Source organism: Pseudomonas sp. AC172 (assembly GCF_979258595.1).
Genome location: NZ_OZ409868.1, coordinates 5,019,825 through 5,046,088, shown reverse-complemented (window position 1 = coordinate 5,046,088; position 26,264 = coordinate 5,019,825). Strand labels below are relative to the sequence as shown.

At 60.3% G+C, this 26,264-nt stretch carries 25 protein-coding genes and 1 other RNA gene; 17 read left to right on the top strand and 9 right to left on the bottom strand.

Annotated elements, in window-relative coordinates:
• Positions 1–138: 138 nt before the first annotated feature.
• The 4 genes from rho to ACZ0A4_RS22830 all read left to right on the top strand — a co-directional run bounded on the left by rho (position 139) and on the right by ACZ0A4_RS22830 (position 4,935).
• A complete protein-coding gene (gene rho, locus ACZ0A4_RS22845) occupies positions 139–1,398 on the top strand; it encodes a transcription termination factor Rho (protein ID WP_003229334.1) in 1,260 nt (419 codons plus the stop codon).
• Between the two features lie 237 nt (positions 1,399–1,635).
• Positions 1,636–3,102: a 4-hydroxy-3-polyprenylbenzoate decarboxylase gene (gene ubiD, locus ACZ0A4_RS22840; RefSeq protein ID WP_463576455.1), complete on the top strand. Its 1,467-nt coding sequence runs from the start codon at positions 1,636–1,638 to the stop codon at positions 3,100–3,102.
• A complete protein-coding gene (locus ACZ0A4_RS22835) occupies positions 3,102–4,070 on the top strand; it encodes a CDP-6-deoxy-delta-3,4-glucoseen reductase (protein WP_463576454.1) in 969 nt (322 codons plus the stop codon). Before ubiD ends, ACZ0A4_RS22835 begins: the two co-directional genes overlap by 1 nt.
• Before the next feature lie 196 nt (positions 4,071–4,266).
• Positions 4,267–4,935 carry a gamma-glutamylcyclotransferase gene (locus ACZ0A4_RS22830; RefSeq protein ID WP_141125879.1) on the top strand — a complete coding sequence of 223 codons (669 nt, stop codon included), beginning with the start codon at positions 4,267–4,269 and terminating at the stop codon, positions 4,933–4,935.
• On the opposite strand, the gene glpT is transcribed toward ACZ0A4_RS22830, so the two are convergent.
• The gene (gene glpT, locus ACZ0A4_RS22825) at positions 4,911–6,260 is read right to left on the bottom strand and encodes a glycerol-3-phosphate transporter (RefSeq protein WP_007911178.1); all 1,350 of its coding nucleotides are present in this window, start codon (positions 6,258–6,260) and stop codon (positions 4,911–4,913) included. The genes ACZ0A4_RS22830 and glpT overlap by 25 nt on opposite strands.
• A gap of 224 nt (positions 6,261–6,484) precedes the next feature.
• On the opposite strand from glpT, the gene ACZ0A4_RS22820 reads away from it, so the two are divergent.
• The gene (locus ACZ0A4_RS22820) at positions 6,485–7,114 is read left to right on the top strand and encodes a flagellar basal body-associated protein FliL (RefSeq protein ID WP_463576453.1); all 630 of its coding nucleotides are present in this window, start codon (positions 6,485–6,487) and stop codon (positions 7,112–7,114) included.
• Between the two features lie 6 nt (positions 7,115–7,120).
• On the opposite strand, the gene ACZ0A4_RS22815 is transcribed toward ACZ0A4_RS22820, so the two are convergent.
• Positions 7,121–8,098 (bottom strand): NADPH:quinone oxidoreductase family protein, encoded by a 978-nt coding sequence (locus tag ACZ0A4_RS22815; protein WP_463576452.1) that lies wholly within the window; start codon positions 8,096–8,098, stop codon positions 7,121–7,123.
• A 150-nt stretch (positions 8,099–8,248) separates the two neighbouring features.
• Here ACZ0A4_RS22815 and ACZ0A4_RS22810 point away from each other — a divergent pair, with 150 nt between their 5' ends.
• Positions 8,249–8,656, top strand: a complete 408-nt coding sequence (locus tag ACZ0A4_RS22810; RefSeq protein ID WP_027610485.1) for a flagellar basal body-associated protein FliL — start codon at positions 8,249–8,251, stop codon at positions 8,654–8,656.
• Between the two features lie 139 nt (positions 8,657–8,795).
• On the opposite strand, the gene ACZ0A4_RS22805 is transcribed toward ACZ0A4_RS22810, so the two are convergent.
• Entirely contained in the window at positions 8,796–9,248 is a 453-nt protein-coding gene (locus tag ACZ0A4_RS22805; protein WP_463576451.1) for an EVE domain-containing protein, read from the bottom strand.
• Between the two features lie 198 nt (positions 9,249–9,446).
• On the opposite strand from ACZ0A4_RS22805, the gene ACZ0A4_RS22800 reads away from it, so the two are divergent.
• Positions 9,447–9,602 carry a hypothetical protein gene (locus tag ACZ0A4_RS22800; protein ID WP_007911192.1) on the top strand — a complete coding sequence of 52 codons (156 nt, stop codon included), beginning with the start codon at positions 9,447–9,449 and terminating at the stop codon, positions 9,600–9,602.
• Between the two features lie 36 nt (positions 9,603–9,638).
• Here the strand turns inward: ACZ0A4_RS22800 and ACZ0A4_RS22795 are convergent, their stop codons facing one another.
• The 4 genes from ACZ0A4_RS22795 to ACZ0A4_RS22780 all read right to left on the bottom strand — a co-directional run bounded on the left by ACZ0A4_RS22795 (position 9,639) and on the right by ACZ0A4_RS22780 (position 11,056).
• Positions 9,639–10,244: a 5-formyltetrahydrofolate cyclo-ligase gene (locus ACZ0A4_RS22795; protein WP_463576450.1), complete on the bottom strand. Its 606-nt coding sequence runs from the start codon at positions 10,242–10,244 to the stop codon at positions 9,639–9,641.
• Positions 10,245–10,323: 79 nt separating this feature from the next.
• Positions 10,324–10,502: non-coding RNA, 6S RNA (gene ssrS / locus ACZ0A4_RS22790), on the bottom strand.
• 30 nt (positions 10,503–10,532) lie between these two features.
• The gene (locus ACZ0A4_RS22785; RefSeq protein ID WP_034151990.1) at positions 10,533–10,850 is read right to left on the bottom strand and encodes a cell division protein ZapA; all 318 of its coding nucleotides are present in this window, start codon (positions 10,848–10,850) and stop codon (positions 10,533–10,535) included.
• Complete coding sequence (locus ACZ0A4_RS22780) at positions 10,847–11,056, bottom strand: TIGR02449 family protein (protein ID WP_007911197.1); 210 nt, start codon at positions 11,054–11,056, stop codon at positions 10,847–10,849. Before ACZ0A4_RS22780 ends, ACZ0A4_RS22785 begins: the two co-directional genes overlap by 4 nt.
• A gap of 130 nt (positions 11,057–11,186) precedes the next feature.
• Here ACZ0A4_RS22780 and ACZ0A4_RS22775 point away from each other — a divergent pair, with 130 nt between their 5' ends.
• The 10 genes from ACZ0A4_RS22775 (at position 11,187) to gcvP (ending at position 23,892) form a co-directional block, all read left to right on the top strand.
• The gene (locus ACZ0A4_RS22775) at positions 11,187–11,747 is read left to right on the top strand and encodes a YecA/YgfB family protein (protein WP_463576449.1); all 561 of its coding nucleotides are present in this window, start codon (positions 11,187–11,189) and stop codon (positions 11,745–11,747) included.
• A gap of 27 nt (positions 11,748–11,774) precedes the next feature.
• Positions 11,775–13,109: a Xaa-Pro aminopeptidase gene (gene pepP, locus ACZ0A4_RS22770; protein WP_105704625.1), complete on the top strand. Its 1,335-nt coding sequence runs from the start codon at positions 11,775–11,777 to the stop codon at positions 13,107–13,109.
• Positions 13,106–14,293 (top strand): 2-octaprenyl-6-methoxyphenyl hydroxylase, encoded by a 1,188-nt coding sequence (gene ubiH, locus ACZ0A4_RS22765; protein ID WP_158832154.1) that lies wholly within the window; start codon positions 13,106–13,108, stop codon positions 14,291–14,293. Before pepP ends, ubiH begins: the two co-directional genes overlap by 4 nt.
• The gene (locus ACZ0A4_RS22760; protein ID WP_463576448.1) at positions 14,286–14,771 is read left to right on the top strand and encodes a DUF4442 domain-containing protein; all 486 of its coding nucleotides are present in this window, start codon (positions 14,286–14,288) and stop codon (positions 14,769–14,771) included. Before ubiH ends, ACZ0A4_RS22760 begins: the two co-directional genes overlap by 8 nt.
• A gap of 9 nt (positions 14,772–14,780) precedes the next feature.
• Positions 14,781–15,998: a 2-octaprenyl-3-methyl-6-methoxy-1,4-benzoquinol hydroxylase gene (locus tag ACZ0A4_RS22755; RefSeq protein ID WP_463577616.1), complete on the top strand. Its 1,218-nt coding sequence runs from the start codon at positions 14,781–14,783 to the stop codon at positions 15,996–15,998.
• Between the two features lie 221 nt (positions 15,999–16,219).
• Positions 16,220–17,224 (top strand): extracellular solute-binding protein, encoded by a 1,005-nt coding sequence (locus ACZ0A4_RS22750; RefSeq protein WP_463576447.1) that lies wholly within the window; start codon positions 16,220–16,222, stop codon positions 17,222–17,224.
• Between the two features lie 253 nt (positions 17,225–17,477).
• Positions 17,478–19,094: an ABC transporter permease gene (locus ACZ0A4_RS22745; RefSeq protein WP_463576446.1), complete on the top strand. Its 1,617-nt coding sequence runs from the start codon at positions 17,478–17,480 to the stop codon at positions 19,092–19,094.
• A gap of 156 nt (positions 19,095–19,250) precedes the next feature.
• Positions 19,251–20,333 carry a glycine cleavage system aminomethyltransferase GcvT gene (gene gcvT, locus ACZ0A4_RS22740; RefSeq protein WP_463576445.1) on the top strand — a complete coding sequence of 361 codons (1,083 nt, stop codon included), beginning with the start codon at positions 19,251–19,253 and terminating at the stop codon, positions 20,331–20,333.
• A 47-nt stretch (positions 20,334–20,380) separates the two neighbouring features.
• On the top strand, positions 20,381–20,764 hold the full coding sequence (gene gcvH / locus ACZ0A4_RS22735; protein WP_463576444.1) for a glycine cleavage system protein GcvH: 384 nt from the start codon (positions 20,381–20,383) through the stop codon (positions 20,762–20,764).
• Positions 20,765–21,018: 254 nt separating this feature from the next.
• Complete coding sequence (gcvP, locus tag ACZ0A4_RS22730; RefSeq protein ID WP_463576443.1) at positions 21,019–23,892, top strand: aminomethyl-transferring glycine dehydrogenase; 2,874 nt, start codon at positions 21,019–21,021, stop codon at positions 23,890–23,892.
• A 189-nt stretch (positions 23,893–24,081) separates the two neighbouring features.
• Here the strand turns inward: gcvP and ACZ0A4_RS22725 are convergent, their stop codons facing one another.
• Together ACZ0A4_RS22725 and tfpB are read right to left on the bottom strand one after the other, a co-directional pair.
• Positions 24,082–24,402, bottom strand: a complete 321-nt coding sequence (locus tag ACZ0A4_RS22725; RefSeq protein WP_171057234.1) for a DUF2388 domain-containing protein — start codon at positions 24,400–24,402, stop codon at positions 24,082–24,084.
• Positions 24,403–24,468: 66 nt separating this feature from the next.
• Positions 24,469–26,253, bottom strand: coding sequence for a type IV pilus assembly ATPase TfpB (gene tfpB, locus ACZ0A4_RS22720; RefSeq protein WP_463576442.1), 1,785 nt, complete (start codon positions 26,251–26,253; stop codon positions 24,469–24,471).
• Between the last annotated feature and the right edge of the window lie 11 nt (positions 26,254–26,264).

Here is a 26,264-nt window from a genome sequence, read left to right as displayed (position 1 = left end):
TCCATTGCCCCCTGCTAGCCGTCGCCGACGCACTCCTTTTCGAATTAGTTCGCGATCCTGTCGCCTTCTCTGCGGCGCGGCCTCATTAAGCCAAAAGCTTAATTTCCCCCCCTCCATAAATGATTACGTCATTCCTATATGAATCTGACTGAACTCAAGCAAAAGCCGATTACCGAACTGCTCGAATTGGCCGAACAGATGGGCATAGAAAATATGGCCCGTTCGCGCAAGCAGGACGTGATTTTCTCCCTGCTGAAAAAGCACGCGAAAAGCGGCGAGGAAATCTCCGGTGATGGCGTGCTGGAGATTCTCCAGGACGGCTTCGGCTTCCTGCGCTCCGCTGACGCTTCCTACCTGGCCGGCCCGGACGATATCTACGTCTCGCCAAGCCAGATCCGCCGCTTCAACTTGCGCACCGGTGACACCATCGTTGGCAAGATCCGCCCTCCGAAGGAAGGCGAGCGGTATTTCGCTCTGCTCAAGGTCGACACGATCAACTTCGATCGTCCCGAGAACGCGAAAAACAAGATTCTCTTCGAGAACCTGACCCCGCTGTTCCCGACCGTGCGCATGAAGATGGAGGCCGGTAACGGTTCCACTGAGGACTTGACCGGTCGCGTGATCGACCTGTGCGCCCCGATCGGCAAAGGCCAGCGTGGTCTGATCGTTGCACCGCCGAAAGCCGGTAAAACGATCATGCTGCAAAACATCGCGGCGAACATCGCCCGTAACAATCCTGAAGTTCACCTGATCGTGCTGCTGATCGACGAGCGTCCGGAAGAAGTAACCGAAATGCAGCGCACCGTGCGCGGCGAAGTGGTTGCCTCGACTTTCGACGAGCCGCCGACCCGTCACGTGCAGGTTGCTGAAATGGTGATCGAGAAGGCCAAGCGCCTGGTCGAGCACAAGAAAGACGTGGTGATCCTGCTCGACTCCATCACCCGTCTCGCCCGTGCCTACAACACCGTGATCCCGAGCTCCGGCAAGGTATTGACCGGTGGTGTCGATGCCCACGCCCTCGAGAAGCCAAAACGCTTCTTCGGTGCTGCGCGTAACATCGAAGAAGGCGGCTCGCTGACCATTATCGCCACCGCGCTGGTTGAAACCGGCTCGAAGATGGACGAAGTGATCTACGAAGAGTTCAAGGGTACCGGCAACATGGAACTGCCTCTGGATCGCAAGATCGCCGAGAAGCGCGTGTTCCCGGCCATCAACATCAACCGCTCCGGCACCCGCCGCGAGGAGTTGCTGACTGCCGACGACGAACTGCAGCGTATGTGGATCCTGCGCAAGCTCCTGCACCCGATGGACGAAGTGGCTGCCATCGAGTTCCTGGTTGATAAGTTGAAAACGACCAAGACCAACGACGAGTTCTTCTTGTCGATGAAGCGCAAGTAATACGCAGCTGTTTAAAAGAACGCTCCCGAAAGGGGGCGTTTTTTTTTGCTTTCGGGCGGCATGACTTTGGTGATGCGTCAGTCCTCTTGTTTGGTCGACAGTTACCCGCAAGGGCAAGAAACCTTATGCACTTGGCTGGCAGTCACCGTGATATCGATGGATTAAGGGCACTGACGGGCTGCTGTTTGCCCGTCAGAGCAGGTAGGATGTACGCCTATTTTGAGGGTGCCATCGTCAATGAAATTCAAGGATCTTCGGGATTTCGTGCAGCAGCTTGAGCAGCGCGGAGAGTTGAAACGCATCAAGATTCCCGTCTCGCCGGTGCTGGAAATGACCGAGGTGTGCGACCGCACGCTGCGGGCCAAGGGCCCGGCGCTGCTGTTCGAAAAGCCGACCGGCTACGACATCCCGGTGCTCGGTAACCTGTTCGGCACCCCTGAGCGGGTGGCCATGGGCATGGGTGCCGAGTCGGTCAGCGAGCTGCGCGAAATCGGCAAGCTGCTGGCCTTCCTCAAGGAACCGGAGCCGCCGAAGGGCTTGAAAGACGCATGGTCGAAGCTGCCGATCTTCCGCAAGATCATCTCGATGGCGCCGAAAGTCGTCAAAGACGCGGTGTGCCAGGAAGTGGTCATCGAAGGCGACGACGTCGATCTGGCGATGCTGCCGGTGCAGACCTGCTGGCCTGGCGACGTCGGTCCGCTGATCACCTGGGGCCTGACCGTCACCAAAGGCCCGAACAAGGATCGTCAAAACCTCGGTATCTACCGTCAGCAAGTGATCGGCCGCAACAAGGTGATCATGCGCTGGCTCAGCCACCGTGGCGGCGCCCTGGATTATCGCGAGTGGTGCGAAAAGCATCCGGGCCAGCCGTTCCCGGTGTCCGTGGCCCTTGGCGCGGATCCGGCGACCATCCTTGGCGCGGTGACGCCGGTGCCGGACAGTCTCTCCGAATACGCTTTCGCCGGGCTCTTGCGCGGTAATCGCACCGAACTGGTCAAGTGCCGTGGCAACGACCTGCAAGTGCCGGCCACTGCCGAAATCATCCTCGAGGGCGTGATCCATCCGGGCGAAATGGCCGACGAAGGCCCGTACGGCGACCACACCGGATACTACAACGAAGTCGACAGCTTCCCGGTGTTCACCGTCGAGCGCATCACCCACCGGATCAAACCGATCTACCACAGCACCTACACCGGCCGTCCGCCGGATGAGCCGGCAATCCTCGGCGTGGCGCTGAACGAAGTGTTCGTGCCGATCCTGCAGAAGCAGTTTCCGGAAATCACCGACTTCTACCTGCCGCCGGAAGGCTGCTCGTACCGCATGGCCATCGTGACCATGAAGAAGTCGTATCCGGGGCATGCCAAGCGCGTGATGCTCGGTGTCTGGTCGTTTTTGCGACAGTTCATGTACACCAAGTTCGTTATCGTCACCGACGACGATATCAACGCCCGCGACTGGAACGACGTGATCTGGGCCATCACCACGCGCATGGACCCCAAGCGCGACACGGTGATGATCGACAACACGCCGATCGACTACCTCGACTTCGCCTCGCCGATCTCCGGCCTGGGTTCGAAAATGGGCCTTGATGCCACCCACAAGTGGCCGGGCGAAACCACTCGCGAGTGGGGCCGCGTGATCGTCAAGGACGACGCCGTCACCCAACGGATCGATGCCATCTGGAATCAGTTAGGAATAGATTGATGCGTGTAACCCTGCAGCCCTCCGGAGCAGTGCTCGAGATACAGCCCGGTGAGCGGATTCTCGATGGTGCGCGGCGCCTGGGCTACGAATGCCCGCAAAGCTGCCGCAACGGCAATTGTCACGTGTGTGCGGCGCTGCTGGTGGAAGGCCGCGTTGCGCAGGACGGCAAGGTGCACGACCACGGCGAGTTCTACACTTGCATAGCCGAGCCGCTGGAAGACTGCATCCTGCTGTGGGATGGCGTGCTCGCGCTGGGAGAACTGCCGGTGCGCAGCCTGTCGTGTCAGGTCATCGAATGCCGGGACGTCGGCGGCGACACTTGGCGTGTGCGCCTGCGTGCGCCGGCCGGCAAGCCACCGCGCTATCACGCCGGGCAGTATTTGATGATCGAGCGCGAGAACGGTGAGAAATCAGCGTTCTCCATGGCCTCGGCGCCGCACGGCGGGCGTGATCTGGAAATCCATGTGCTGGCGCGCGAAGCCAGTGCACTGAGCCTGATCGAGCAACTGCAACGCAACGCCATGGTGCGCGTCGAGCTACCGTTCGGTGACACGCATCTGGCCGAGCTGCCGGATGGTCAACTGGTGCTGGTCGCCGCTGGCACCGGCATGGGCCAGATTCACGCGCTGATCGAACATTGCCGCGCCAACGGCTTCAAACATCCGGTGCATCTGTACTGGGGCGTGCGCCGTCCGGAAGATTTCTATGAAATCGAACATTGGGACGAATGGCTGAAATTGCCCAACCTGTTCCTGCACAAAGTCGTCAGTGATCAATGCGGTTGGGAAGGGCGCTGCGGCATGCTCCACGAGGCGGTCTGTGAAGACTTCCCCGACCTGAAACCTTTGCACGTCTACGCTAGCGGCTCGCCGGCCATGGTCTACGGCACGCTGGACGCGCTGGTTGAAGCGGGCATGGATGCTCATCAAATGCGCGCAGACGTATTCGCCTACGCCCCACGTTCCTGATTCTTTATAACTCGCTATATAGCCGATCGGTATTTATGTAATTGCATAAATACCGCTAGGTTATATATCAATCAGGCAATCAATTAAGAACTGTGCCATGGCACTCAAATTGCCTTAAAACATATGTGCCTTATTGTTACAGCGGTGCGTTCTATTAAGTAATTCTTCACCCGCGGGGAGCTGAACGCTATTCGCCATGAGCGCCATTGAAAACGCTTTTCTGAATTTGAATTACCCTCCGCGGCTCGATCTTGGGCCGCAGCTGACGCACGAACAACTTCTCGCTTCCATGCAATCGACCATGGCGCGCCACAAGGGCGGGCCGGTGTGGCTGTTCGCGTACGGTTCGCTGATCTGGCGGCCGGAATGTTCGGCAGTGGAGCGAGTTCGCGGACGCGTGCACGGCTACCATCGTGGCTTGTACCTGTGGTCGCACGAGCACCGCGGTACCCCGGAAATGCCCGGTCTGGTATTTGGTCTGGATCGCGGCGGTTCGTGCAGCGGCTTCGCCTATCGCTTGCCGGAAGACAATCTCGATGCGGCTCTGTACGCCTTGTGGAAACGCGAGATGCCGGTGCCATCCTACCGGCCACACTGGCTCAACTGCCGGCTAGAAGACGGCACTCAGGTGCAGGCGTTGGGATTCGTTCTGGAGCGACACCTGCCCAGCTATGCCGGCAACCTGCCGGATCACGTGCTGAGTCAGGTGTTCGAAAGCGCCAGCGGGCGTTACGGCACCACTCGCGATTATGTCGAGCAGACCGCCCACGCCCTGCGCAGCCACGCCATGCCAGATCGAAATCTGGAGGCGCGGCTCAAGCGCTGTCAATCACAGGCCGATCAAGCGACCGCTTCACGGCTCTGACTGGCGACTTGCTTGTGCCACAGCGTCGGGGCGAGGAAGGCCATCGACAGCAGGCAAGCGCCCACCAGCAGGACGAAACCACCGTCCCAGCCGAAATGGTCAACGGTGTAGCCCATCGCGGCACTGGCCGCGACCGAACCGCCCAGATAACCGAACAGGCCAGTGAAACCCGCAGCGGTGCCAGCGGCTTTCTTCGGTGCCAGCTCCAGCGCTTGCAGGCCGATCAGCATCACCGGGCCGTAGATCAGGAAGCCGATGGAGAAAAGCGCGATCATGTCGACGGTCGGATTGCCGGCCGGATTCAGCCAGTAAACCAGGGTCGCGACAGTCACCAGCGCCATGAACACCATGCCGGTCAGGCCACGGTTGCCACGGAAGATCTTGTCCGACATCCAGCCGCACAGCAGCGTGCCCGGAATACCTGCCCATTCGTAGAAGAAGTAAGCCCACGAAGTTTTGTCGACGGTGAAACCCTTGGCCTCTTTCAGGTAGGTCGGCGCCCAGTCCAGCACGCCATAACGCAGCAGGTAGACGAAGACGTTGGCCATGGCGATGTACCAGAGCATTTTGTTGCGCAGCACGTATTTGACGAAAATCTCTTTCGCGCTGAATTCGTCTTCGTGGCTGGCGTCGTAGCCTTCCGGGTAATCGTTCTTGTACTTCTCGATCGGCGGCAAGCCGACCGATTGCGGGGTGTCGCGCATGGTGATGAACGCGAACACGGCCACGCCCAAGGCTACGGCTGCCGGTACGTAGAACGCCGCGTGCCAGTCGTTGAACAAGCCCATGCCGAGCAGGAACAGCGGACCAATCAGGCCGCCACCGACGTTATGCGCCACGTTCCACACGGACACCACGCCGCCGCGTTCCTTTTGCGACCACCAGTGCACCATGGTCCGGCCACTTGGCGGCCAGCCCATGCCCTGGGCCCAACCGTTGATGAACAGCAGGATGAACATCATGGTCACGCTGGACGTTGCCCAAGGTGCGAAACCGAAAATGAACATGACCCCGGCCGAGACCAGCAGACCGAACGGCAGGAAGTAGCGCGGGTTGGAGCGGTCGGACACCAGGCCCATGAGGAACTTGGAAAGACCGTAGGCAATGGCGATCGCCGACATCGCCAGACCCAGGTCGCCGCGGCTGTAGCCTTCGTCGATCAGGTACGGCATGGCCAGGGAGAAGTTTTTGCGCAGCAGGTAGTAACCCGCGTAGCCAAAGAAAATACCGGCGAAGATCTGCCAGCGCAGGCGTCGGTACGTGCTGTCTATTTTTTCTTCAGGCAATGGAGCCTGATGTGCGGCAGGACGAAAGAAAGCAAACATTCAAGAGCTCCAGATTTCTTGTTTTGACTGCGGATGCGAATGTTACAGTTTCGTTACCGAAAATAGCACCGGTTCGCATCGAGCAAATAGCGGAAAATGTTGGAAGTCGCGCGTTCCTTTACGAACCTGTCGCTCAGCTGTAAGAACAGGGCGTTTTTGTGGCGGCCGGGATGTTGTGGCATAGACTCGCGATCTACAGATCGACTGATATCTCGAGATAAGCGATGACCCCGAAAGTTCGCAGGCTATTGCCCAGACTGTTGATGGTCGCAGCGGTGACTGTTTCAGTGTTGGCACTGAGCTTCGCCCAAGGTTCTGCAGCGCCAGGCCTGCGCAATGTCACCGTATTGATCGTCCGCCATGCGGAAAAGCCTGAGGTCGGCCGAAAACTCAATGCCCGGGGCGAACAGCGCGCCGAGGCTTACGCGGACTATTTCACCTCTTTGCAGTTGGACGACCAGACACTCACGCCCCAACGTCTGATCGCTACCGCCGACAGCCCGGATAGTATCCGCCCGCGACAGACGCTGATTCCACTGTCCCAGCGCCTGCAATTGCCCATCGAACAGCCCTGCGCCAATAACGACGTCGACAAACTGGTCAGCCTGCTGCGCAAGAACAATCAGGCGAAAACCGTGCTGATCGCCTGGCATCACGGCCACATCAATAAACTGATTGCCGCTTTCGGCGGCGATGGCCCGGCACTGATCGGCCAGCCGAAATGGCCAGTGGATGTTTACGACTGGCTGATCGTTCTGCGCTTCGATGACAAGGGAAAGCTGGTTGGGTCACAGAGCGAAAAGGTTCAGGAACATCTGATGCCGGGCGACATTGCGGCGTCGCCCGGTCGTTGAAGAGTCTCAGCGAACCTGCACCACAACCTTCCCGACAGCCTTGCGCTGGCCAAGATCATTGATCGTCTGCGCCGCATTGCTCAGTGGATAGACCTGCGACACCAGCGGTTTCAACTTGCCCTCGGCAAACCAGCCGAACAACTGCTGGAAGTTCGCTGCGTTGTCTTGTGGCTGACGCTGGGCGAAGGAGCCCCAGAACACGCCGAGCACCGCCGCGCCTTTGAGCAGGGCGAGGTTGACCGGCAGCTCCGGGATACGACCGCTGGCGAAACCCACCACCAGCAGGCGGCCGTTCCAGGCGATGGCGCGGATGGCCTGGTCGAACAGGTCGCCACCGACCGGATCGTAGATCACGTCAGCGCCTTGGCCGTCGGTGAGGCGTTTGATTTCGTCCTTCAGGCTGCTTTCGCTGTAGTTGATCAGTTCATCGGCGCCGGCAGCCTTGGCCACAGCAAGTTTCTCGGCGCTGCTGGCGGCAGCAATCACGCGAGCGCCCATGGCTTTGCCGATTTCCACGGCAGCCAGGCCGACACCGCCGGATGCGCCAAGCACCAGCAGGGTTTCGCCCGGTTGCAGGTTGGCGCGTTGCTTGAGGGCATGCATCGAGGTGCCGTAGGTCATGCTGAAGGCTGCGGCGATGTTGAAGTCCATTGACGGCGGGATCGGCAGGACGTTGTAGCCGGGCACGGCGACCTGTTCGGCGAAGCTGCCCCAGCCGGTCAGGGCCATGACCCGGTCACCGACCTTGAGGTGGCTGACCTTTTCCCCGACTTCGCGAACCACGCCAGCCGCTTCGCCGCCCGGCGAGAACGGGAAGGGCGGCTTGAACTGGTACTTGCCCTCGATGATCAGCGTGTCCGGGAAGTTGACCCCGGCAGCGTGCACGTCCAGCAGGATTTCATTCTTCTTCAGGGCGGGACTGGCGACGTCTTCCAGCACCAGCGATTCGGCAGGGCCGAAGGCTTTGCACAGCACGGCTTTCATCAGGGCTATTCCTTTGGGAGTGATGGCCGATAAGTGTAGGTGTGTCAGTCAACGGGTCAACGAGCATGCCCGGCCCTGATAGTCAGCCATAAGCTTGTGCTTGCGCGGCGGGTCGTTATGCTAGGCCGCAAACCGGATAAGGAGCGAATTGTGAAAGCGTGGATCATGTTGTTGCTGGCCCTGTCTCTGCCTGTGGCAGCGCTGGCCGAAGAAGCCAAAGAAGGCGAGGCGCCGAAGGTCAACTACATCACCCTGAGCCCGCCATTCGTGGGCAACTACGGGCTGGATGGCACACCGAAGCTCAAGGTCTACAAGGCCGATGTGGCATTGCGCGTGACCGGCGAAGAGGCGACCAAACTGGTCAAGGCCAACGAACCGTTGATCCGTAATCAACTGGTGGCGCTGTTCACTCAGCAGACTACTGAGGCGATGGGCAGCATCGAAGGTAAAGAGAAGCTGCGTCAGGAAGCGTTGAAGCAAACCCAGCAAGTGATGAATGATGAGACCGGCAAGCCGGTGGTTGAAGATCTGTTGTTCAACAACCTGATCATTCAGTAACTCTTCTGCTGTCCGGGCGGGCCTCATCGGTGGCAAGCCAGCTCCCACAGTACCTGCGGTGAAACACAATAATGTGATCGCCGCAGAACCTTGTGGGAGCTGGCTTGCCAGCGATTGCATTTTGGCAGGCGCCAATGAATCAGGGTTTCAGGGCGATTACCGCGGCCCATTGCTCAGCCGTCACCGGCATCACCGACAATCTCGACCCCTTCTGCACCAACGGCATCTCCACCAACGCCGTCTGCTGCTTCAGATAGTCCAGCTTCAACACCCGCGCAAACGTCTCGACGTGTTCAACGTCAATCGCACTCCAGGCATTTTTCTGCGGCGTCGCCTTCGGGTCGAAGTAATGACTCTCCGGCTCCAATGCGGTGGGATCCGGGTACGCTGCCTCGATTATCTTGCCAATCCCGGCAATTCCCGGCTCCGGGCAGCTGGAATGATAGAAGAAGAACTCATCGCCCACCGCCATCGAGCGCAGGAAGTTGCGTGCCTGATAGTTGCGAACCCCGTCCCAGCGCGCTTTACCGAGTTTTTCCAGACCTTTGATCGAGAGTTCGTCGGGCTCGGACTTCATCAGCCAATAGGCCATGGTTTTTTGCTCCTGAAACGGTCATTGGGCAGGTTGTCGGGCAATTTTATGACAAACCGACAGTCGGTTGACGTCAGCGTTTGCGCGCAGGTTCACGTTGTCGCAAAATGCCGGCCTTTAAAGCTTGACGCTGCTGCACGGCCTACAAACGGAAACCGCTGCTGTCATCGTGATGATGTGCCTTGAGGGGGGCAATCGATGAAACGCAAACCGGATTTACTATGGACTTTGGTAATTTTGTTTGGCCTGGGCGTCGTGACCACCGGTTACGCACAAAGCCTGTGGGCGAACAAGGCCGACGCGCCGATTGAAGTTGCACAGCAAGTACAACAGTCGACAGCCTTCAAGCGCTGATGCTGCTCTCCCGACGCCGCTGATCTGCGCGGCGTCCTATCCTGCGAAATACCACGCCTTGTCGCTGACCGTGCCTTGTAACGGTACATCCCAGCTCGCCTGCGCCAACCGCTCGACCTTCTGACACTCATGGGCCAGCCCCAGTAGCGTCGGCTTGCGCCATTTTTTGCGCCGCGCCAGATACGCCAGGCTGCGGTCATAGAAACCGCCGCCCATCCCCAGTCGTCCGCCGACATCGTCAAACCCTACCAACGGCAACAACACCAGATCCAGCGCCCAGACCTTGCGTTGCTGAGCCAGATTGGCCCGCGGCTCGAGAATGCGGAAGCGATTGGGTTTGAGTTTTTCACCGGGACGAATACGCTGGAAAACCATCTTGGTTCGCGGCCAGGCGCTGAGCACCGGCAGATACGTAGCTTTGCCCCGACGCTGCGCTTCACGCAGCAACAGACGCGGATCGATTTCACCGTCGGTGGGCAGATACAGAGAGAGATGTCTGGCCCGGCGAAAATGCGGGTCTTGCGCCAACTGTCGGTACAGGCCTTTGGCGGCGTGGCGTTGCTCGCTTTTGCTCAGCGAGCGGCGCGCCTTGCGCAGCAGGCGGCGGAGTTGCGGGCGGGGCAGTAGCGCGGGTTCGGTCATGGTTCGGCTTCGGCAGGTTGGACGAAAACGTACGCATAAAAAATCCGATGTCGGTTTTCACCGACATCGGATTCGAATCAGGCTCCCCGGATGAACCGCTGTCAACTTAGCCCTTGAACCCGAAAGTTCAAGGTGGAAGATGCAGTAAACTTTAAGGCTTTCCGTCTAGCGGACATGCACACCAGCCCAACGTGCAACTTCCAGGGTAGTGCGAATCGGCTCAGGGACATCGTCAACTGGCAAGCACCCCAGGGAGTGCCGCGAGTATACCGCAAGCGGCCAGTCGAATCAGCCCTTGGTGGTGTTCTGATCGTCGGCAAGCACCAGATCGACACGATCGAGCAAGTCACGCACCTGTTCACGGGTCGAACCGCTAGCCTGGATATCCGGGCGTTCTTCTTTGTGCAAGAGGTCATGGGTGATGTTCAGCGCGGCCATCACGGCAATGCGATCGGCACCGATGACTTTGCCGCTGCTGCGGATTTCACGCATCTTGCCATCGAGGTAGCGCGCGGCGCTGACCAGATTGCTGCGTTCTTCCTGCGGGCAGATGATCGAATACTCTTTGTCGAGGATCTGCACGGTGACGCTATTGCTTGAACTCATGAGTCTTGCTCCAGGGCCTTGAGGCGCGAAATCATCGATTCGACCTTACGCCGGGCGATTTCGTTTTTTTCAATGAGGTGAGCGCGTTCCTCGCGCCAGGTCTTTTCCTGAGCTAGTAAGAGTGCGTTTTGACTCTTTAGTTGCTCGACTCGGCCAATCAGCAGTTCGAGTCTGGCCATCAGCGCTTGCAGGTCGGTGTCTTCCATTGTGTCCACTGAGTTGGAGTCTGTCTGATGGGATAGCTGGCGGACAGCCTTTAATAGTCTTGGCGAGTCTGTCGATGTAGGATACAAGGCCTTCATTCTAGACATAGCGCCGTCTGGCGCCTAGCTGCCCATGACCATTGCGAATTCCCCGTACCAAGCCTTTGCCACCCTGCTGACCTCCAGCGGCCACAACGTCTCGCCTGCCGAACTGCATGGCGTGCTGCTCGGACGCAGCTGCGCCGGTGCCGGCTTCGACAACGAAGGCTGGCTGATCGACGCCGCCGAACTGCTCGAAGGCGATATTCAGGACAACGTCCGCAACGCCCTGATCGGCCTGCAAGAGATGGTCAAAGGCGAGCTGACCGGCGACGACGTCACCGTCGTTCTGCTGCTGCCGACCGATGATGCGCCACTGGCCGACCGCGCCGCTGCATTGGGCGAATGGTGCCAGGGTTTCCTCAGCGGGTTCGGCCTGAACTGCCGCGACAGCAGCATGCTCAGCATCGAAGCCACTGAAGTGCTGCAGGATCTGGCCGCCATTTCCCAAGTGCAAGATGCGCTGGAAGAATCCGAAGACGGCGAGACCGACTACATGGAAGTCATGGAGTACCTGCGCGTCGCGCCGCTGCTGCTGTTCTCGGAAACCAAGAAAGCCGACGTACCGCCAGCCGCCAAGCCGTCGCTGCATTAATCGCGTGCCAGGGAAAGCCATCTGCCCATGACCCATATCCCGAAAGCGGAATACAGCCGTCGCCGCAAGGCCCTGATGGCGCAGATGGAACCCAACAGCATCGCGATCCTGCCCGCCGCCGCGGTAGCCATTCGCAACCGCGACGTCGAGCACGTCTACCGTCAGGACAGTGATTTCCAGTACCTCAGCGGCTTTCCCGAGCCGCAAGCCGTCATCGTCCTGATGCCCGGCCGTGAGCATGGCGAATACGTGCTGTTCTGCCGTGAGCGCAACGCCGAACGCGAATTGTGGGACGGCTTGCGCGCAGGCCAGGAAGGCGCGATCCGTGACTTCGGCGCTGACGACGCTTTCCCGATTACCGACATCGACGACATTCTCCCGGGCCTCATCGAAGGTCGCGACCGGGTGTATTCGGCGATGGGCAGCAACCCCGAATTCGACCGCCACCTGATGGACTGGATCAACGTGATCCGCTCCAAGGCGCACCTCGGCGCGCAGCCACCGAACGAATTCGTTGCCCTGGATCATCTGCTGCACGACATGCGCCTGTATAAATCGGCGGCAGAAGTGAAGGTGATGCGCGAAGCCGCACGGATCTCGGCGCAAGCCCATATCCGCGCGATGCAAGCCAGTCGGGCCGGGCTTTACGAATACAGCCTCGAAGCCGAACTCGACTACGAATTCCGCAAGGGCGGGGCGAAGATGCCGGCCTACGGGTCGATCGTCGCCGCCGGGCGCAACAGCTGCATCCTGCATTACCAGCAGAATGACGCGTTGCTCAAGGACGGCGATCTGGTGTTGATCGACGCCGGTTGCGAGATCGACTGCTACGCCAGCGACATCACCCGCACCTGGCCGGTCAACGGCAAGTTTTCGCCCGAGCAGAAAGCGATCTACGAGTTGGTGCTGGCCTCGCAGGAAGCCGCATTCGCCGAAATCGCCCCGAACAAACACTGGAATCAGGCGCATGAAGCGACAGTGCGAGTGATCACCACAGGGCTGGTGAAACTCGGTTTGCTGCAAGGCGAGGTCGATGAATTGATCGCCAGCGAGGCCTATAAGGCGTTTTACATGCACCGCGCCGGCCACTGGCTGGGCATGGATGTTCACGACGTCGGCGAGTACAAGGTCGGCGGCGAATGGCGCGTGCTGGAAGTCGGCATGGCGCTGACCGTCGAGCCGGGCATCTACATCGCCCCGGACAATCAAAACGTCGCGAAGAAATGGCGCGGCATTGGCGTGCGCATCGAGGACGACGTGGTCGTGACCAAGACAGGCTGTGAAATCCTCACCACCGGCGTACCGAAAACCGTCGCTGAAATCGAAGCGCTGATGGCGCAAGCAAGGACACACGCGGCATGAGTCGAGTCAATCTGGCAATCATCGGTGGCGGTCTGGTCGGCGCCAGTCTGGCGTTAGCCTTGCAGGCCGGGGCCAAGGCGCGTGGCTGGAAGATCGTGCTGATTGAGCCGTTCGCCCCCGGCGACAGCTGGCAGCCGAGCTACGACGCGCGTTCGTCGGCGTTGTCCTTTGGCTCGCGGCAGATTTATCAACGCTTGGGCGTGTGGCAGGAAATCTCCCGCCGTGCCGAACCGATCAAGCAGATTCACGTCTCCGACCGTGGCCGTTTCTCTACCGCGCGTCTGTCGGCGATGGAAGAGGGCGTGCCAGCGCTCGGTTATGTGGTGGAAAACGCCTGGCTCGGTCAGTGCCTGTGGCAGCACGTCGACAAAGACGTGATCAGCTGGCGCTGCCCGGCGGAAGTCACGCGCATGGAACCGCTACCCGACGGCTATCGCCTGACCCTCAACGATGAAACTACGCTGGAATGCGACCTCGCCGTGCTCGCCGATGGCGGTCGTTCCGGTCTGCGCGAACAGCTGGGCATCAACGTGCGCAAGCGTCCGTACAACCAGAGCGCGCTGATCGCCAACATCACCCCGAGCGAAGCGCACAACGGCATGGCTTTCGAGCGCTTCACCGACGAAGGGCCGATGGCGCTGCTGCCGCTCCCGGACAACCGTTGCGCTCTGGTCTGGACCCGTTTGGGTATGGACGCGCAGCGTCTGGCCGATTTGAGCGAACGCGACTTCCTCAGCGAATTGCAGGGGGTGTTCGGTTACCGCCTCGGTACGCTGAAACAGGTCGGCGCGCGACATTTGTATCCGCTGACGCTGGTCGAGGCCGAAGAGCAAGTGCGCTCGCATCTGGCCGTGCTCGGCAACGCGGCGCACAGCCTGCATCCGATTGCCGGGCAGGGTTTCAACCTGTCACTGCGCGATGCCGATGCCCTGGCTGCTGCGTTGCTGGCGAGCGACAAGCCACTGGGCGACTTCGCCACGTTGCAGGCGTATCGCGAGCGCCAACGTCTTGATCAGGATCTCACCGTCGGTTTCTCCGATCAGGTCACGCGCCTGTTCGGCAGCACGCAACCGCTGGTTTCGCTAGGGCGTAACATCGGCCTGCTCGGTCTCGATCTGCTGCCACCGGCCAAACGCTGGTTTGCGCGTCAGGCCATGGGTTTGGGAACGCGTCCGGATGCTTAAGTGGTTGACCGCTAAATTCGGCAAGGCGCGATTGATGCGCTGGATCATGACGTTTTACCCGCCATACCTCGGCGCCGGCGTACGCGTGCGGCACATCAGCGATGACTTTCGCGACATTCAGGTGTCGATGGGCCTCGGTTGGTACAACCGCAACTACGTCGGCACCCAGTTCGGCGGCAGCCTGTATTCGATGGTCGATCCGTTCTTCATGCTGATGCTCATGGAAAACCTCGGTTCGCGTTACATCGTCTGGGACAAGGCCGCCGACATCGATTTCATCGCGCCGGGCAAAGGCCCGGTGTTCGCCCGCTTCAATATCGACGAGACCTTGCTCGCCGAGATTCGCCGGCAAACTGCCAATGGCGAGAAATACCTGCCGCAGTTGCAGGTCGACATTCATGACGGCGCCGGCAATCTGGTGGCGCGGGTCGGTAAAACCCTTTACGTGCGGCTCAAGCCGCAAGCGAGACAGGCTTAAAGCATGGAAATGCGCGCAGATCTGCTGATTGTCGGAGCCGGAATGGTCGGCAGCGCTTTGGCGTTGGCGTTGCAGGACAGCGGACTCGAAGTTCTGCTGCTCGACGGCAGCCCGCTGAGCGTCAAACCCTTTGACGCCGAAGCTGCGTTTGAACCGCGGGTGAGCGCCTTGTCTGCCGCTAGTCAGCGAATCCTCGGACGCCTCGGCGTGTGGGACGGCATCGCCAAACGCCGCAGCAGCCCATACACCGACATGCACGTCTGGGACGGCAGCGGCACCGGGCAGATTCACTTTTCGGCGAGCAGTGTGCACGCCGAGGTGCTTGGCCATATCGTCGAAAACCGCGTGGTGCAGGATGCCTTGCTCGACCGTTTGCATGATTGTGATCTGGGCATGCTGGCCAATGCGCGGCTGGAGCAGATGCGTCGCTCTGGCGATGACTGGCTGCTGACGTTGGCTGACGGTCGTCAGTTGCGCGCGCCGTTGGTAATTGCCGCTGACGGCGCCAACTCGGCGGTTCGCCGTCTTACCGGGATGGCCACTCGCGAGTGGGATTACATGCACCACGCCATCGTTACCAGCGTGCGCAGCAGCAAACCGCATCAGATGACCGCGTGGCAGCGCTTTACCGATCACGGGCCGTTGGCGTTTCTGCCGCTGGAGCGTGACGGCCAGCAGGATTGGTGTTCGATCGTCTGGTCGACCACACCGAGTGAGGCTGAGCGCTTGATGGCGCTGGATGAAGTGGATTTCTGTCGTGAGCTGGAGCGCGCCTTTGAAGGTCGCCTCGGTGAGGTGATCAGCGCTGATCCGCGGTTGTGCGTGCCGCTGCGTCAGCGCCACGCCAAACGCTATGTGGCTGAAGGCCTGGCGCTGATCGGCGATGCGGCGCACACCATTCACCCGTTGGCGGGGCAAGGCGTGAACCTTGGTTTCCTCGATGCGGCGGTACTCGCCGAGGTTTTGTTGCAAGCGGCCGAACGCGGTGAGCGTCTGGCGGATGTGAAGGTGCTGAGCCGTTACGAGCGTCGGCGCATGCCGCACAACCTCGCGCTGATGGCGGCGATGGAAGGGTTTGAGCGGTTGTTTCAGGCGGATCCGTTGCCAGTGCGCTGGTTGAGGAATGCCGGTTTGAAGCTGGTGGAGCAGATGCCGGAGGCGAAAGCATTGTTTGTGCGCGAAGCCCTCGGGTTGACCGGTGATCTTCCGGCCCTCGCCAAAGCCTGACATTTTCGTTGCTGCTGATGGCCTCTTCGCGAGCAGGCTCGCTCCCACATTTGAAATGCATTCCAATGTGGGAGCGAGCCTGCTCGCGAAGGGGCCAGAACAGCCACCACAAATTTCAGGCTGTGCAACATCTGGTAACTCCTTCAAAAAGAGTTCGATTGAGGTGGTAAATGTGAGTCCTTATCATTTGGCCCACATTTTCCGACCGAGAGACCACTCCCATGTTGGCACCCAAGCGTCTTCTGACCGCACTGGCCTTGTCCCTGATCGGCAGTACATCGGCTCAGGCCGCTGATGAGGTGGTGGTTTACTCGTCGCGCATCGATGAGCTGATCAAACCGGTCTTCGATGCCTACACCGCCAAGACCGGGGTGAAGATCAAGTTCATCACCGACAAGGAAGCGCCGCTGATGCAGCGCATCAAGGCCGAAGGTGAAAACGCCACCGCCGACCTGTTGCTCACCGTTGACGCCGGCAACCTCTGGCAGGCTGAGCAGATGGGCATCCTCCAGCCGTTCACCTCGAAAACCATCGACGCCAACATTCCGCTGCAATATCGCTCGTCCACTCACGCCTGGACTGGTCTGAGCCTGCGCGCGCGGACCATCGCCTACTCCACCGAGCGGGTGAAGCCGGGCGAACTGACCACCTACGAAGCGCTGGCCGACAAGAACTGGGAAGGGCGCCTGTGCCTGCGCACGGCGAAGAAGGTCTACAACCAGTCGCTGACCGCGACCATGATCGAAGTCCACGGCGCGGCCAAAACCGAAGAAATCCTCAAGGGCTGGGTCAACAACCTGTCCACCGACGTGTTCTCCGACGACGTTGCAGTGCTGGAAGCGATCAATGCCGGGCAGTGCGACGTGGGCATCGTCAACACCTACTACTACGGTCGCCTGCACAAGCAGAAGCCGGAGCTGCCGGTGAAACTGTTCTGGCCGAACCAGGCGGATCGTGGTGTGCACGTGAACCTGTCGGGCATTGGCCTGACCACACATGCGCCGCACCCGGAAGCGGCCAAGGCTTTGGTCGAGTGGATGACCACACCAGAGGCACAGAAGATTTTTGCTGACGTGAACCAGGAATTCCCGGCCAACCCGGCAGTGGCGCCTTCGGAAGAAGTGGCGGCGTGGGGCAAGTTCATTGCGGATACTTTACCGGTGGAAGTGGCGGGCAAGCGTCAGGCTGAGGCGATCCGGATGATGGATCGGGCGGGGTGGAATTGAGGCTTTTCCGATAAATTTGTCTGCTTCAAGATCCAGCCCCTCACCCCAGCCCTCTCCCCAAGGGAGAGGGTAGAAAGGGAGCCGATCTGAGTTGGATTCAAATCCTGAGTTCGACTCGATGTTTCAGGTCGATGTAGCTTGCATAAGCACCTCGGTCAGTCCCCTCTCCCTCTGGGAGAGGGCTAGGGTGAGGGCAACAATCTCAACCTGAAACACCCAAACCAAACACCCCAATCCCCCCAGAGACCCCAAAGTGGCCCACCCCGCCCAACGCCGCTGGTACCCCATCGTCTTCGCCATCGCCGCGCTGGTGCTGTTGCCCCTGAGCGTTCTGCTGCTCTCCTGGCAAACCATCGATCAACAAATCTGGTCGCACCTGTGGGAAACCCAGATGTCACGCCTGCTCGGCAACACCCTGACGCTGGTCGTTGGTGTCGGTATCGGCGTGACCCTGCTCGGCGTCAGCCTCGCCTGGCTCACCAGCCTCTGCGAATTCCCAGGGCGGCGCTGGCTCGACTGGGCGCTGATGCTGCCGTTCGCCGTTCCGGCCTATGTGCTGGCCTTCGTCTTCGTCGGCCTGCTCGATTTCGCCGGCCCCGTGCAAACCTTGCTGCGCGAATGGTTCGGCACAGGCCTGCGCCTGCCCCGTGTGCGCTCCACCGGCGGGGTGATCATCGTGCTGGTGCTGGTCTTTTATCCCTACGTTTACCTGTTGGCGCGCACCGCGTTCCTTGCCCAGGGCAAAGGCCTGATGGAAGCCGCGCGGGTGCTCGGCCAGTCGCCGTGGCAAGCGTTCTGGCGGGTGGCGTTGCCCATGGCGCGTCCGGCCATCGGTGCGGGCGTGGCACTGGCGCTGATGGAAACCCTGGCGGATTTCGGCGCGGTGTCGGTGTTCAACTTCGACACCTTCACCACCGCGATCTACAAAACCTGGTATGGCTTCTTCAGCCTGCCGAGTGCCGCGCAACTGGCCAGCCTGTTGCTACTGGTGGTGATGCTGGTCCTGTACGGCGAGCGCCGTGCGCGCGGCGCCAACCGGGCAAGCAACGAACGCCCGCGGGTGAAAGCGCTGTATCACCTGCGCGGACTGAAGGCCTTGGCGGCGATGAGCTGGTGCGGCCTGGTGTTCGCCTGCTCCTTCGTCATTCCGATGCTGCAACTGATCGTATGGTTCTGGCAGCGCGGCCGTTTCGATCTGGATGAGCGCTACGCCGGGCTGATCCTGCACACCTTGTATCTGGGCGGCATGGCGGCGCTGATTACCGTCAGCGTTGCTTTGCTGCTGGCGTTTGCCCGGCGCTTGGCGCCCACGCAAGCGATCAACTCCGGCGTTGGTCTGGCCAATCTGGGCTACGCCTTGCCGGGTTCGGTGCTGGCGGTGTCGATCATGCTGGCGTTCAGTTATCTGGATCGCGAGCTGGTCATCACACTCTCCGGCTGGCTCGGCGGCGCGGGTAAACCTTTGTTGCTCGGCAGTCTGGCAGCGTTGTTGATGGCTTATCTGGTGCGCTTCGTCGCAGTTGCTTACGGACCATTGGAAAGCAGTCTGGCGCGTATACGGCCATCTTTGCCCGAAGCGGCACGAAGCCTGGGTGTCAGTGGGCCGCGACTGTTTTTCAAAGTGTATCTGCCACTGTTGCTGCCCGGCACACTGAGCGCGGCGTTGCTGGTGTTCGTCGATGTGCTCAAGGAAATGCCCGCGACCCTGCTGATGCGCCCGTTTGGCTGGGACACGCTGGCCGTACGCATCTTTGAAATGACCAGCGAAGGCGAATGGGCACGGGCATCGTTGCCGGCGTTGACTCTGGTTCTGGTCGGCCTATTGCCGGTTATCGGACTGATCCGCCGCTCGGCGCACCGAAACACTTAGTCGTCAGTCCTGAATCATGCGGCTACAATGCGCGGCATTCGGTGCGGTTCGTCTGACAGATCTTTTCGCTGAACTTGGCTGAAAGCCTTCTATTACAAGGCTTTCACGCTGTGCAGCGACTGTCCGCACCTTCGCCACGCCCGGAAGGAGAAACCCATGGGACAGCGTACGCCTCTGTATGACCTGCATCTCGCCCTCGGCGCGAAGATGGTCGATTTTGGCGGTTGGGACATGCCACTGCATTACGGCTCGCAGGTCGAGGAGCACCACGAAGTGCGCCGCGATTGCGGGGTGTTCGATGTATCCCACATGACCGTGATCGATGTCACCGGCCCCCAGGCCAAGGCCTGGCTGCAGCATTTGCTGGCCAATGACGTCGATCGTCTGCACCGCCCTGGCCGTGCGTTGTACAGCACCATGCTCAATGAGCGCGGCGGCATCGTCGATGACATGATCGTCTACCGACTCGACGATGCGTATCGTCTGGTGTTCAACGCCTCCACCCGCGATCAGGATCTGGCCTGGATGACCGCGCAGCTCGGTGCTTATGACGTGCAACTGCACGAACGCGCCGAACTGGCGATGCTCGCCATTCAAGGTCCGCAGGCCCGGCATAAGATTGCCGAACTGGTGACCCAGTCGCGCGCCACGCTGATCCAGCACCTCAAACCTTTCGAAGGCTATACCGACGGAGACTGGTTTATCGCCCGTACCGGCTATACCGGTGAAGATGGCCTGGAAATCTGCCTGCCGGCCAGTCAGGCGCCGGGGTTCTTCAACGATCTGGTCGGTGCGGGCATTTCCCCGATCGGCCTCGGTGCCCGCGACACCCTGCGTGTCGAAGCCGGTATGAACCTCTACGGTCAGGATATTCATCAGGATGTTTCGCCACTGGCGTCGAATATGGCCTGGAGCATTGCCTGGGAACCCGCCACGCGCCAGTTCATCGGCCGCGCCGCGCTGGAGGCGGAAAAAGCCGCCGGCGTCGCGCACAAACTGGTCGGTCTGGTGCTGGAAGAACGCGGTGTTTTGCGCGCTCATCAAGTGGTTCGTATCGCCGATGTTGGCGAAGGAGAGATCACCAGTGGTAGTTTCTCTCCTACGCTAAGCAAATCGATTGCCCTGGCGCGTGTTCCGATGGCAACCGCCGACCGCGCCGAAGTGGAAATCCGTGGCAAGTGGTACCCCGTACGGGTAGTCAAACCGACCTTCGTCCGCCATGGCAAAACCTTGATCTAACCTTTTCCGGCGGGCAGACCGCTGACAATTTCTTGAGGACACCGAAGATGAGCGATATCCCTGCCGAACTGCGTTTTGCCGAAAGTCACGAATGGGCACGTCTGGAAGCCGATGGAACCGTCACCGTGGGCATCAGCGATCACGCGCAGGGAGCGCTGGGCGATGTGGTGTTCGTCGAGCTGACCGAAGTAGGCAAGGTCTTCGCTGCGCAAGATCAGGCCGGTGTGGTTGAGTCGGTGAAAGCTGCGTCCGACATCTATTCGCCGATCAGCGGAGAAGTCATCGCGATCAACGAAGAGCTGAGCGGCTCGCCCGAGCTGCTGAACTCTGACCCCTACGGTGCATGGATCTTCAAGATCAAGCCAAGCGACAAGGCTGAGCTGGACAAGCTGCTGGATGCCGGGGCTTACAAGGCTGCCATCGGCGAGTAAGCATTAAGCAACACCGCAAAGCCCCGACCCGTCGGGGCTTTTTCATGGGCGATGAAAAATCCAATGTGGGAGCGAGCTTGCTCGCGAAGGCGGTTTTACATTCAACATCTTCAGCGACTGACACACCGCTTTCGCGAGCAAGCTCGCTCCCACAGGGTCAGTGTTGATCTTGAAAATTTAGCCGTGGCTTGGGCTGCTATGCTGGTTTGACCGTGTTGCATTGACGCCGAGCGCCAGCCAAGAGAGAGCCCGTCATGTCCCAGTTGCCGTCCCTGAGCCAGTTACGCGACCCCGATGCCTTCTTGCGCCGTCACCTCGGTCCCGACGCTGCCGAACAACAGGCGATGCTCGACAGCCTCGGCCTCGGCAGCCGGGTCGAGTTGATCGAGCAGACCGTACCGCCGGGCATTCGCTTCAACCGCGCGCTCGATTTGCCCCCCGCGCTGAATGAACAAGCGGCATTGGCCAAGCTGCGCGGTTATGCCGAGCAGAACCAGGTCTGGACCAGCCTGATCGGCATGGGCTATCACGGCACTCTCACGCCGACCGTCATCTTGCGCAACGTGCTGGAAAATCCCGGCTGGTACACCGCGTACACGCCGTATCAACCGGAGATCGCGCAGGGCCGGCTCGAAGCGCTGCTGAATTTCCAGCAACTGACCATCGACCTCACCGGTCTGGAACTGGCCAATGCGTCTTTGCTCGATGAGGCCACGGCAGCGGCGGAAGCCATGGCATTGGCCAAGCGCGTCGCCAAGTCGAAGAGCAATCTGTTTTTCGTCGATGAGAACTGTCATCCACAGACCATTTCCGTGGTGCAGACCCGTGCTGAAGGTTTCGGCTTCGAGCTCATCATCGACGCTGTGGATAACCTGAAACAGCATCAGGTGTTCGGTGCGTTGCTGCAGTATCCCGACACCCACGGTGAGATTCACGATCTGCGGCCATTGATCGATCACTTGCATGCGCAACAGGCGCTGGCCTGCGTCGCCACGGATTTGCTGAGTTTGTTATTGCTGACGCCGCCGGGTGAATTGGGCGCTGATGTGGTGTTCGGTTCGTCGCAACGCTTCGGCGTACCGATGGGGTATGGCGGCCCGCACGCGGCGTTCTTTGCCAGTCGCGAGGAATACAAACGGGCGATTCCGGGGCGGATCATCGGTGTGTCAAAAGATGCCCGAGGCAACGTGGCGCTGCGCATGGCGTTGCAAACCCGCGAGCAGCATATCCGCCGCGAAAAGGCCAATTCGAACATCTGCACGGCGCAGGTGCTGCTGGCCAATATCGCCAGTTGCTACGCGGTGTATCACGGGCCGGAAGGCTTGAAGCGTATTGCCCAGCGCGTGCATCGCCTGACCTGCATTCTGGCGGCGGGGCTTGAACGCAAAGGAATCAGCCGGGTCAATGCGCAGTTCTTCGACACGCTGACGCTGGACGTGGGCGGTGCGCAAGCGGCGATCATTGAAAGTGCCCAGGCTGCGCAGATCAACCTGAGGATTCTGGGGTGCGGTCGGGTGGGTTTGAGTCTCGATGAGACGTGCGATGAAATCACCGTGGCGAAATTGTTCGATGTGCTGCTCGGTGCCGATCATGGGTTGAACGTCGAGGAACTTGACGCCGAAATCCTCGTATCGGGGATCCCGGATAACCTCCAGCGCAAAACACCGTACCTGCGCCACCCGGTATTCAACGCCCACCACAGCGAAACCGAGATGCTGCGCTATCTCAAGCAACTGGAGAACAAGGATCTGGCGCTCAACCAGTCGATGATTCCGTTGGGCTCGTGCACCATGAAACTCAACGCCACCAGCGAAATGATCCCGATCACCTGGCCGCAATTCGCCAACCTGCATCCGTTCGTGCCCCGCGAGCAGGCGGTCGGTTACACCTTGATGATCGAAGAACTGGAACGCTGGCTGTGCGCAATCACCGGGTTTGATGCGATCTGCATGCAGCCCAACTCCGGCGCCCAGGGCGAATACGCCGGTCTGCTGGCGATCCGCAAGTATCACGAGAGCCGTCAGCAGGGCGCGCGGGATATCTGTCTGATTCCGTCCTCGGCCCATGGCACCAACCCGGCTTCGGCGCAGATGGCCGGCATGTGCGTAGTGATTGTCGAGTGCGATGAAGCGGGCAACGTCGACCTTGAGGATTTGAAAGCGAAAGCCGCCGAAGCTGGGGATAAGTTGTCGTGCCTGATGGCAACCTATCCGTCGACTCACGGTGTGTACGAGGAGGGCATCAGCGAGATCTGCGAGGTTATCCACAAACACGGCGGTCAGGTGTACATGGACGGCGCCAACCTCAATGCGCAGGTCGGGCTGGCGCGGCCGGCCGACATCGGCGCCGACGTGTCGCACATGAATTTGCACAAGACCTTCTGCATCCCCCACGGCGGTGGCGGCCCGGGCATGGGGCCCATCGGCATTCGCGCGCATCTGGCGCCGTTCGTCGCCAATCACCCGGTAGTGCCGATCGACGGGCCGCTGGCGCAGAACTGCGCCGTCAGCGCAGCACCGTGGGGCAGCGCGAGCATTTTGCCGATCAGCTGGATGTACATCGCCATGATGGGACCACAGTTGGCGGATGCCAGCGAGGTAGCGATTCTGGCGGCGAATTACCTGGCGCAGCATTTATCCGGCGCGTTTGCGGTGCTGTATACCGGGCGCAACGGGCGGGTGGCACACGAATGCATTCTGGATCTGCGGCCGTTGAAGGCGCAGACCGGAATCAGCGAAGAAGACGTCGCCAAGCGCCTGATGGATTACGGCTTTCATGCGCCGACCATGTCATTCCCGGTGCCGGGCACCTTGATGGTCGAGCCGACCGAAAGTGAGTCCAAGGCTGAGCTGGATCGGTTTATCGGCGCAATGCTGAGCATTCGCGCGGAAATCACTGAAGTGCAGAACGGTAACTGGCCGGCCGAGGACAACCCGCTGAAACGGGCGCCGCATACCCTGGCGGATGTCACCGGGGTGTGGGAACGGCCGTACAGCATCGAACAGGGCATCACCCCGGATGCGCACACCAAGGCGCACAAGTATTGGCCGGCGGTGAATCGGGTCGACAATGTCTACGGCGATCGCAACCTGTTCTGCGCCTGCGTCCCGGTCGATGATTACCGCTGACATCCAGACTGTATGCGGTCCTTGTGGGAGCGAGCTTGCTCGCGAAGACGGCGTGTCAGTCGCCGCATATTTCGGATGTGAAATTGCCTTCGCGAGCAAGCTCGCTCCCACAGAGTTTTGTGCTGGGCTCAGAAGACAGGCAAAAAAATGCCGCTCGATCGAGCGGCATTTTTTGCTTCGGTGAAAGGTTTACTCGGAAGCCACCGCGTTCTTTGCCAGAATCGCATTCGCCAGTTCCATGTCTGTTGCCTGCAGGCCCGGATTGTCAGCGCGAACCTTCTGCATCGCGGCTTCCAGATACGGCCCACGAATGCCACCGTCACTGGCAACGAAACTGCCGGCATCGTCCTGCGCGGCGATGATCAGCTTGTGATCCTTGAAGGTCAGGTAGGTCGAACCGGTGGTGGCACCGGACGAGATGACGTTACGCCAAAAGCTGTCCGCCATGGCCGAACCAACGGGAAGGGACAGCAAGGCCAGAGTGGCGACAGCAAGTTTGAGACGCATGATGAGATGACTCCTGGGGGTTAACTGAGGCGTTGGATCGCCATTTCCCCGATCCGGTTCCGTGGCGGCTTATTTCTGCTCGCTCTGCGGCGTCACCCGTAGCACTTCCTCAACCGTCGTCAGTCCCGCCGCGACTTTCTGCGCGCCGGACAATCTCAAGCTGCGCATGCCTTCCTTGAATGCCTGCCGACGGATTGCCGTGAGGTCGGCGTCCGGGGTGATGAACGCCTTGAGGCTATCGCTCAGTTGCATGATTTCGTAGACCCCGGCGCGCCCGCGATAGCCGGTGTCGCGGCATTCCACGCAACCAATGGCACGTTGCGCGTTGCCCGGCAACGGCGCCTGCCACGGGCGTGTCAGGGTTTGCCAGTCTTCTTCTTCGAGCGTCAGCGGCGCCTTGCAATGCGGGCACAAGGTGCGCACCAAACGCTGAGCCATAACGCCGAGCACGGTGGCTTTGATCAGGTAATGCGGCACGCCGAGTTCGAGCAAACGGCTGATCGCGCTGGGGGCGTCGTTGGTGTGCAGCGTCGACAGCACCAAGTGCCCGGTCAGTGCTGCCTGAATGGCCATTTCAGCGGTTTCCAGATCGCGGATCTCGCCGATCATGATGATGTCCGGGTCTTGCCGCATCAGCGCACGCACGCCGGCGGCGAAGCTCAGGTCGATGTTGTGCTGTACCTGCATCTGATTGAACGCCGGTTCGACCATTTCGATCGGGTCTTCGATGGTGCAGAGGTTGACTTCCGGCGTCGCCAGTTTTTTCAGCGTGGTGTACAGCGTGGTGGTCTTGCCCGAGCCGGTCGGCCCGGTGACCAGAATGATGCCGTTGGGCTGACGGGTCATGTCCTGCCAGCGGCGCAGGTCGTCGGCGGAAAAGCCCAATTGATCGAAATCCTTGAGCAGCACTTCCGGGTCGAAGATCCGCATGACCATTTTTTCGCCGAACGCTGTAGGCAGGGTCGAAAGCCGCAGCTCGACTTCGCCGCCATCCGGGGTCTTGGTTTTGACCCGGCCGTCCTGGGGTTTGCGCTTCTCGGCGACGTTCATCCGCCCGAGGCTTTTCAGGCGACTGACAATCGCCATGGTCACCTGCGGCGGAAATTGATAAACGTTGTGCAGGACGCCGTCGATGCGAAAGCGCACCGTGCCTTGCTCGCGCCGGGGTTCGATGTGGATATCGCTGGCGCGCTGCTGGAAGGCGTACTGGAACAGCCAGTCGACGATGTTGACGATGTGCGCGTCGTTGGCGTCCGGTTCCTGATCGCTGGCGCCGAGGTTGAGCAGTTGTTCGAAGTTGCTGAGGTTGCCGCTCTGGGCATCGGCATTGCTGGCGCCGCTGACCGATTTCGCCAGGCGGAAAAACTCGACACTGAAGCGCTGGATGTCCGCCGGGTTGGCCACCACTCGTTTGATCGGCAGTTTCAATACGTGGGTGAGATCGGCCTCCCAGCCGGTGACATAAGGCTGGCCGCTGGCGACAGTCACCGAGTCACGGTCGACCGCTACGGCGAGAATCTTGTGCCGTTGCGCAAAGGCGTAAGACATCAACGGCGTGATCGCGGCGACGTTGATTTTCAACGGATCGATGCGCAGGTACGGCTGACCGGCCTGCTGTGCCAGCCACAGGGTCAGGCTTTCCAGGTCGAGGTGTTTACCTGGACGGCTAAGGTCGTCGAGTTGCTGACTGGCGATGAACTCCAGTGGGTGCATCTGACCGTGCGCGGCGTGGCGGCGGCGGGCATTCAGCGCCTGCTCCGCCGAGTCCTGGCCAATAAAGCCTTGGGCGACCAGTTCACGCAGCACCTCATTGAGTTCCAGCCAGCGGTCCTGAGTGGCGAATTGAACGGACATGCGGGCTTCCT

Excerpts from the sequence above, each read along its gene's own strand:
- rho (WP_003229334.1), top strand. The coding sequence starts at position 139 with ATGAATCTGACTGAACTCAAGCAAAAGCCGATTACCGAACTGCTCGAA.
- ubiD (WP_463576455.1), top strand. The coding sequence starts at position 1,636 with ATGAAATTCAAGGATCTTCGGGATTTCGTGCAGCAGCTTGAGCAGCGC.
- ACZ0A4_RS22835 (WP_463576454.1), top strand. The coding sequence starts at position 3,102 with ATGCGTGTAACCCTGCAGCCCTCCGGAGCAGTGCTCGAGATACAGCCC.
- ACZ0A4_RS22830 (WP_141125879.1), top strand. The coding sequence starts at position 4,267 with ATGAGCGCCATTGAAAACGCTTTTCTGAATTTGAATTACCCTCCGCGG.
- glpT (WP_007911178.1), bottom strand. The coding sequence starts at position 6,260 with ATGTTTGCTTTCTTTCGTCCTGCCGCACATCAGGCTCCATTGCCTGAA.
- ACZ0A4_RS22820 (WP_463576453.1), top strand. The coding sequence starts at position 6,485 with ATGACCCCGAAAGTTCGCAGGCTATTGCCCAGACTGTTGATGGTCGCA.
- ACZ0A4_RS22815 (WP_463576452.1), bottom strand. The coding sequence starts at position 8,098 with ATGAAAGCCGTGCTGTGCAAAGCCTTCGGCCCTGCCGAATCGCTGGTG.
- ACZ0A4_RS22805 (WP_463576451.1), bottom strand. The coding sequence starts at position 9,248 with ATGGCCTATTGGCTGATGAAGTCCGAGCCCGACGAACTCTCGATCAAA.
- ACZ0A4_RS22800 (WP_007911192.1), top strand. The coding sequence starts at position 9,447 with ATGAAACGCAAACCGGATTTACTATGGACTTTGGTAATTTTGTTTGGC.
- ACZ0A4_RS22795 (WP_463576450.1), bottom strand. The coding sequence starts at position 10,244 with ATGACCGAACCCGCGCTACTGCCCCGCCCGCAACTCCGCCGCCTGCTG.
- ACZ0A4_RS22785 (WP_034151990.1), bottom strand. The coding sequence starts at position 10,850 with ATGAGTTCAAGCAATAGCGTCACCGTGCAGATCCTCGACAAAGAGTAT.
- ACZ0A4_RS22780 (WP_007911197.1), bottom strand. The coding sequence starts at position 11,056 with ATGGAAGACACCGACCTGCAAGCGCTGATGGCCAGACTCGAACTGCTG.
- ACZ0A4_RS22775 (WP_463576449.1), top strand. The coding sequence starts at position 11,187 with ATGACCATTGCGAATTCCCCGTACCAAGCCTTTGCCACCCTGCTGACC.
- pepP (WP_105704625.1), top strand. The coding sequence starts at position 11,775 with ATGACCCATATCCCGAAAGCGGAATACAGCCGTCGCCGCAAGGCCCTG.
- ubiH (WP_158832154.1), top strand. The coding sequence starts at position 13,106 with ATGAGTCGAGTCAATCTGGCAATCATCGGTGGCGGTCTGGTCGGCGCC.
- ACZ0A4_RS22760 (WP_463576448.1), top strand. The coding sequence starts at position 14,286 with ATGCTTAAGTGGTTGACCGCTAAATTCGGCAAGGCGCGATTGATGCGC.
- ACZ0A4_RS22755 (WP_463577616.1), top strand. The coding sequence starts at position 14,781 with ATGCGCGCAGATCTGCTGATTGTCGGAGCCGGAATGGTCGGCAGCGCT.
- ACZ0A4_RS22750 (WP_463576447.1), top strand. The coding sequence starts at position 16,220 with ATGTTGGCACCCAAGCGTCTTCTGACCGCACTGGCCTTGTCCCTGATC.
- gcvT (WP_463576445.1), top strand. The coding sequence starts at position 19,251 with ATGGGACAGCGTACGCCTCTGTATGACCTGCATCTCGCCCTCGGCGCG.
- gcvH (WP_463576444.1), top strand. The coding sequence starts at position 20,381 with ATGAGCGATATCCCTGCCGAACTGCGTTTTGCCGAAAGTCACGAATGG.
- gcvP (WP_463576443.1), top strand. The coding sequence starts at position 21,019 with ATGTCCCAGTTGCCGTCCCTGAGCCAGTTACGCGACCCCGATGCCTTC.
- tfpB (WP_463576442.1), bottom strand. The coding sequence starts at position 26,253 with ATGTCCGTTCAATTCGCCACTCAGGACCGCTGGCTGGAACTCAATGAG.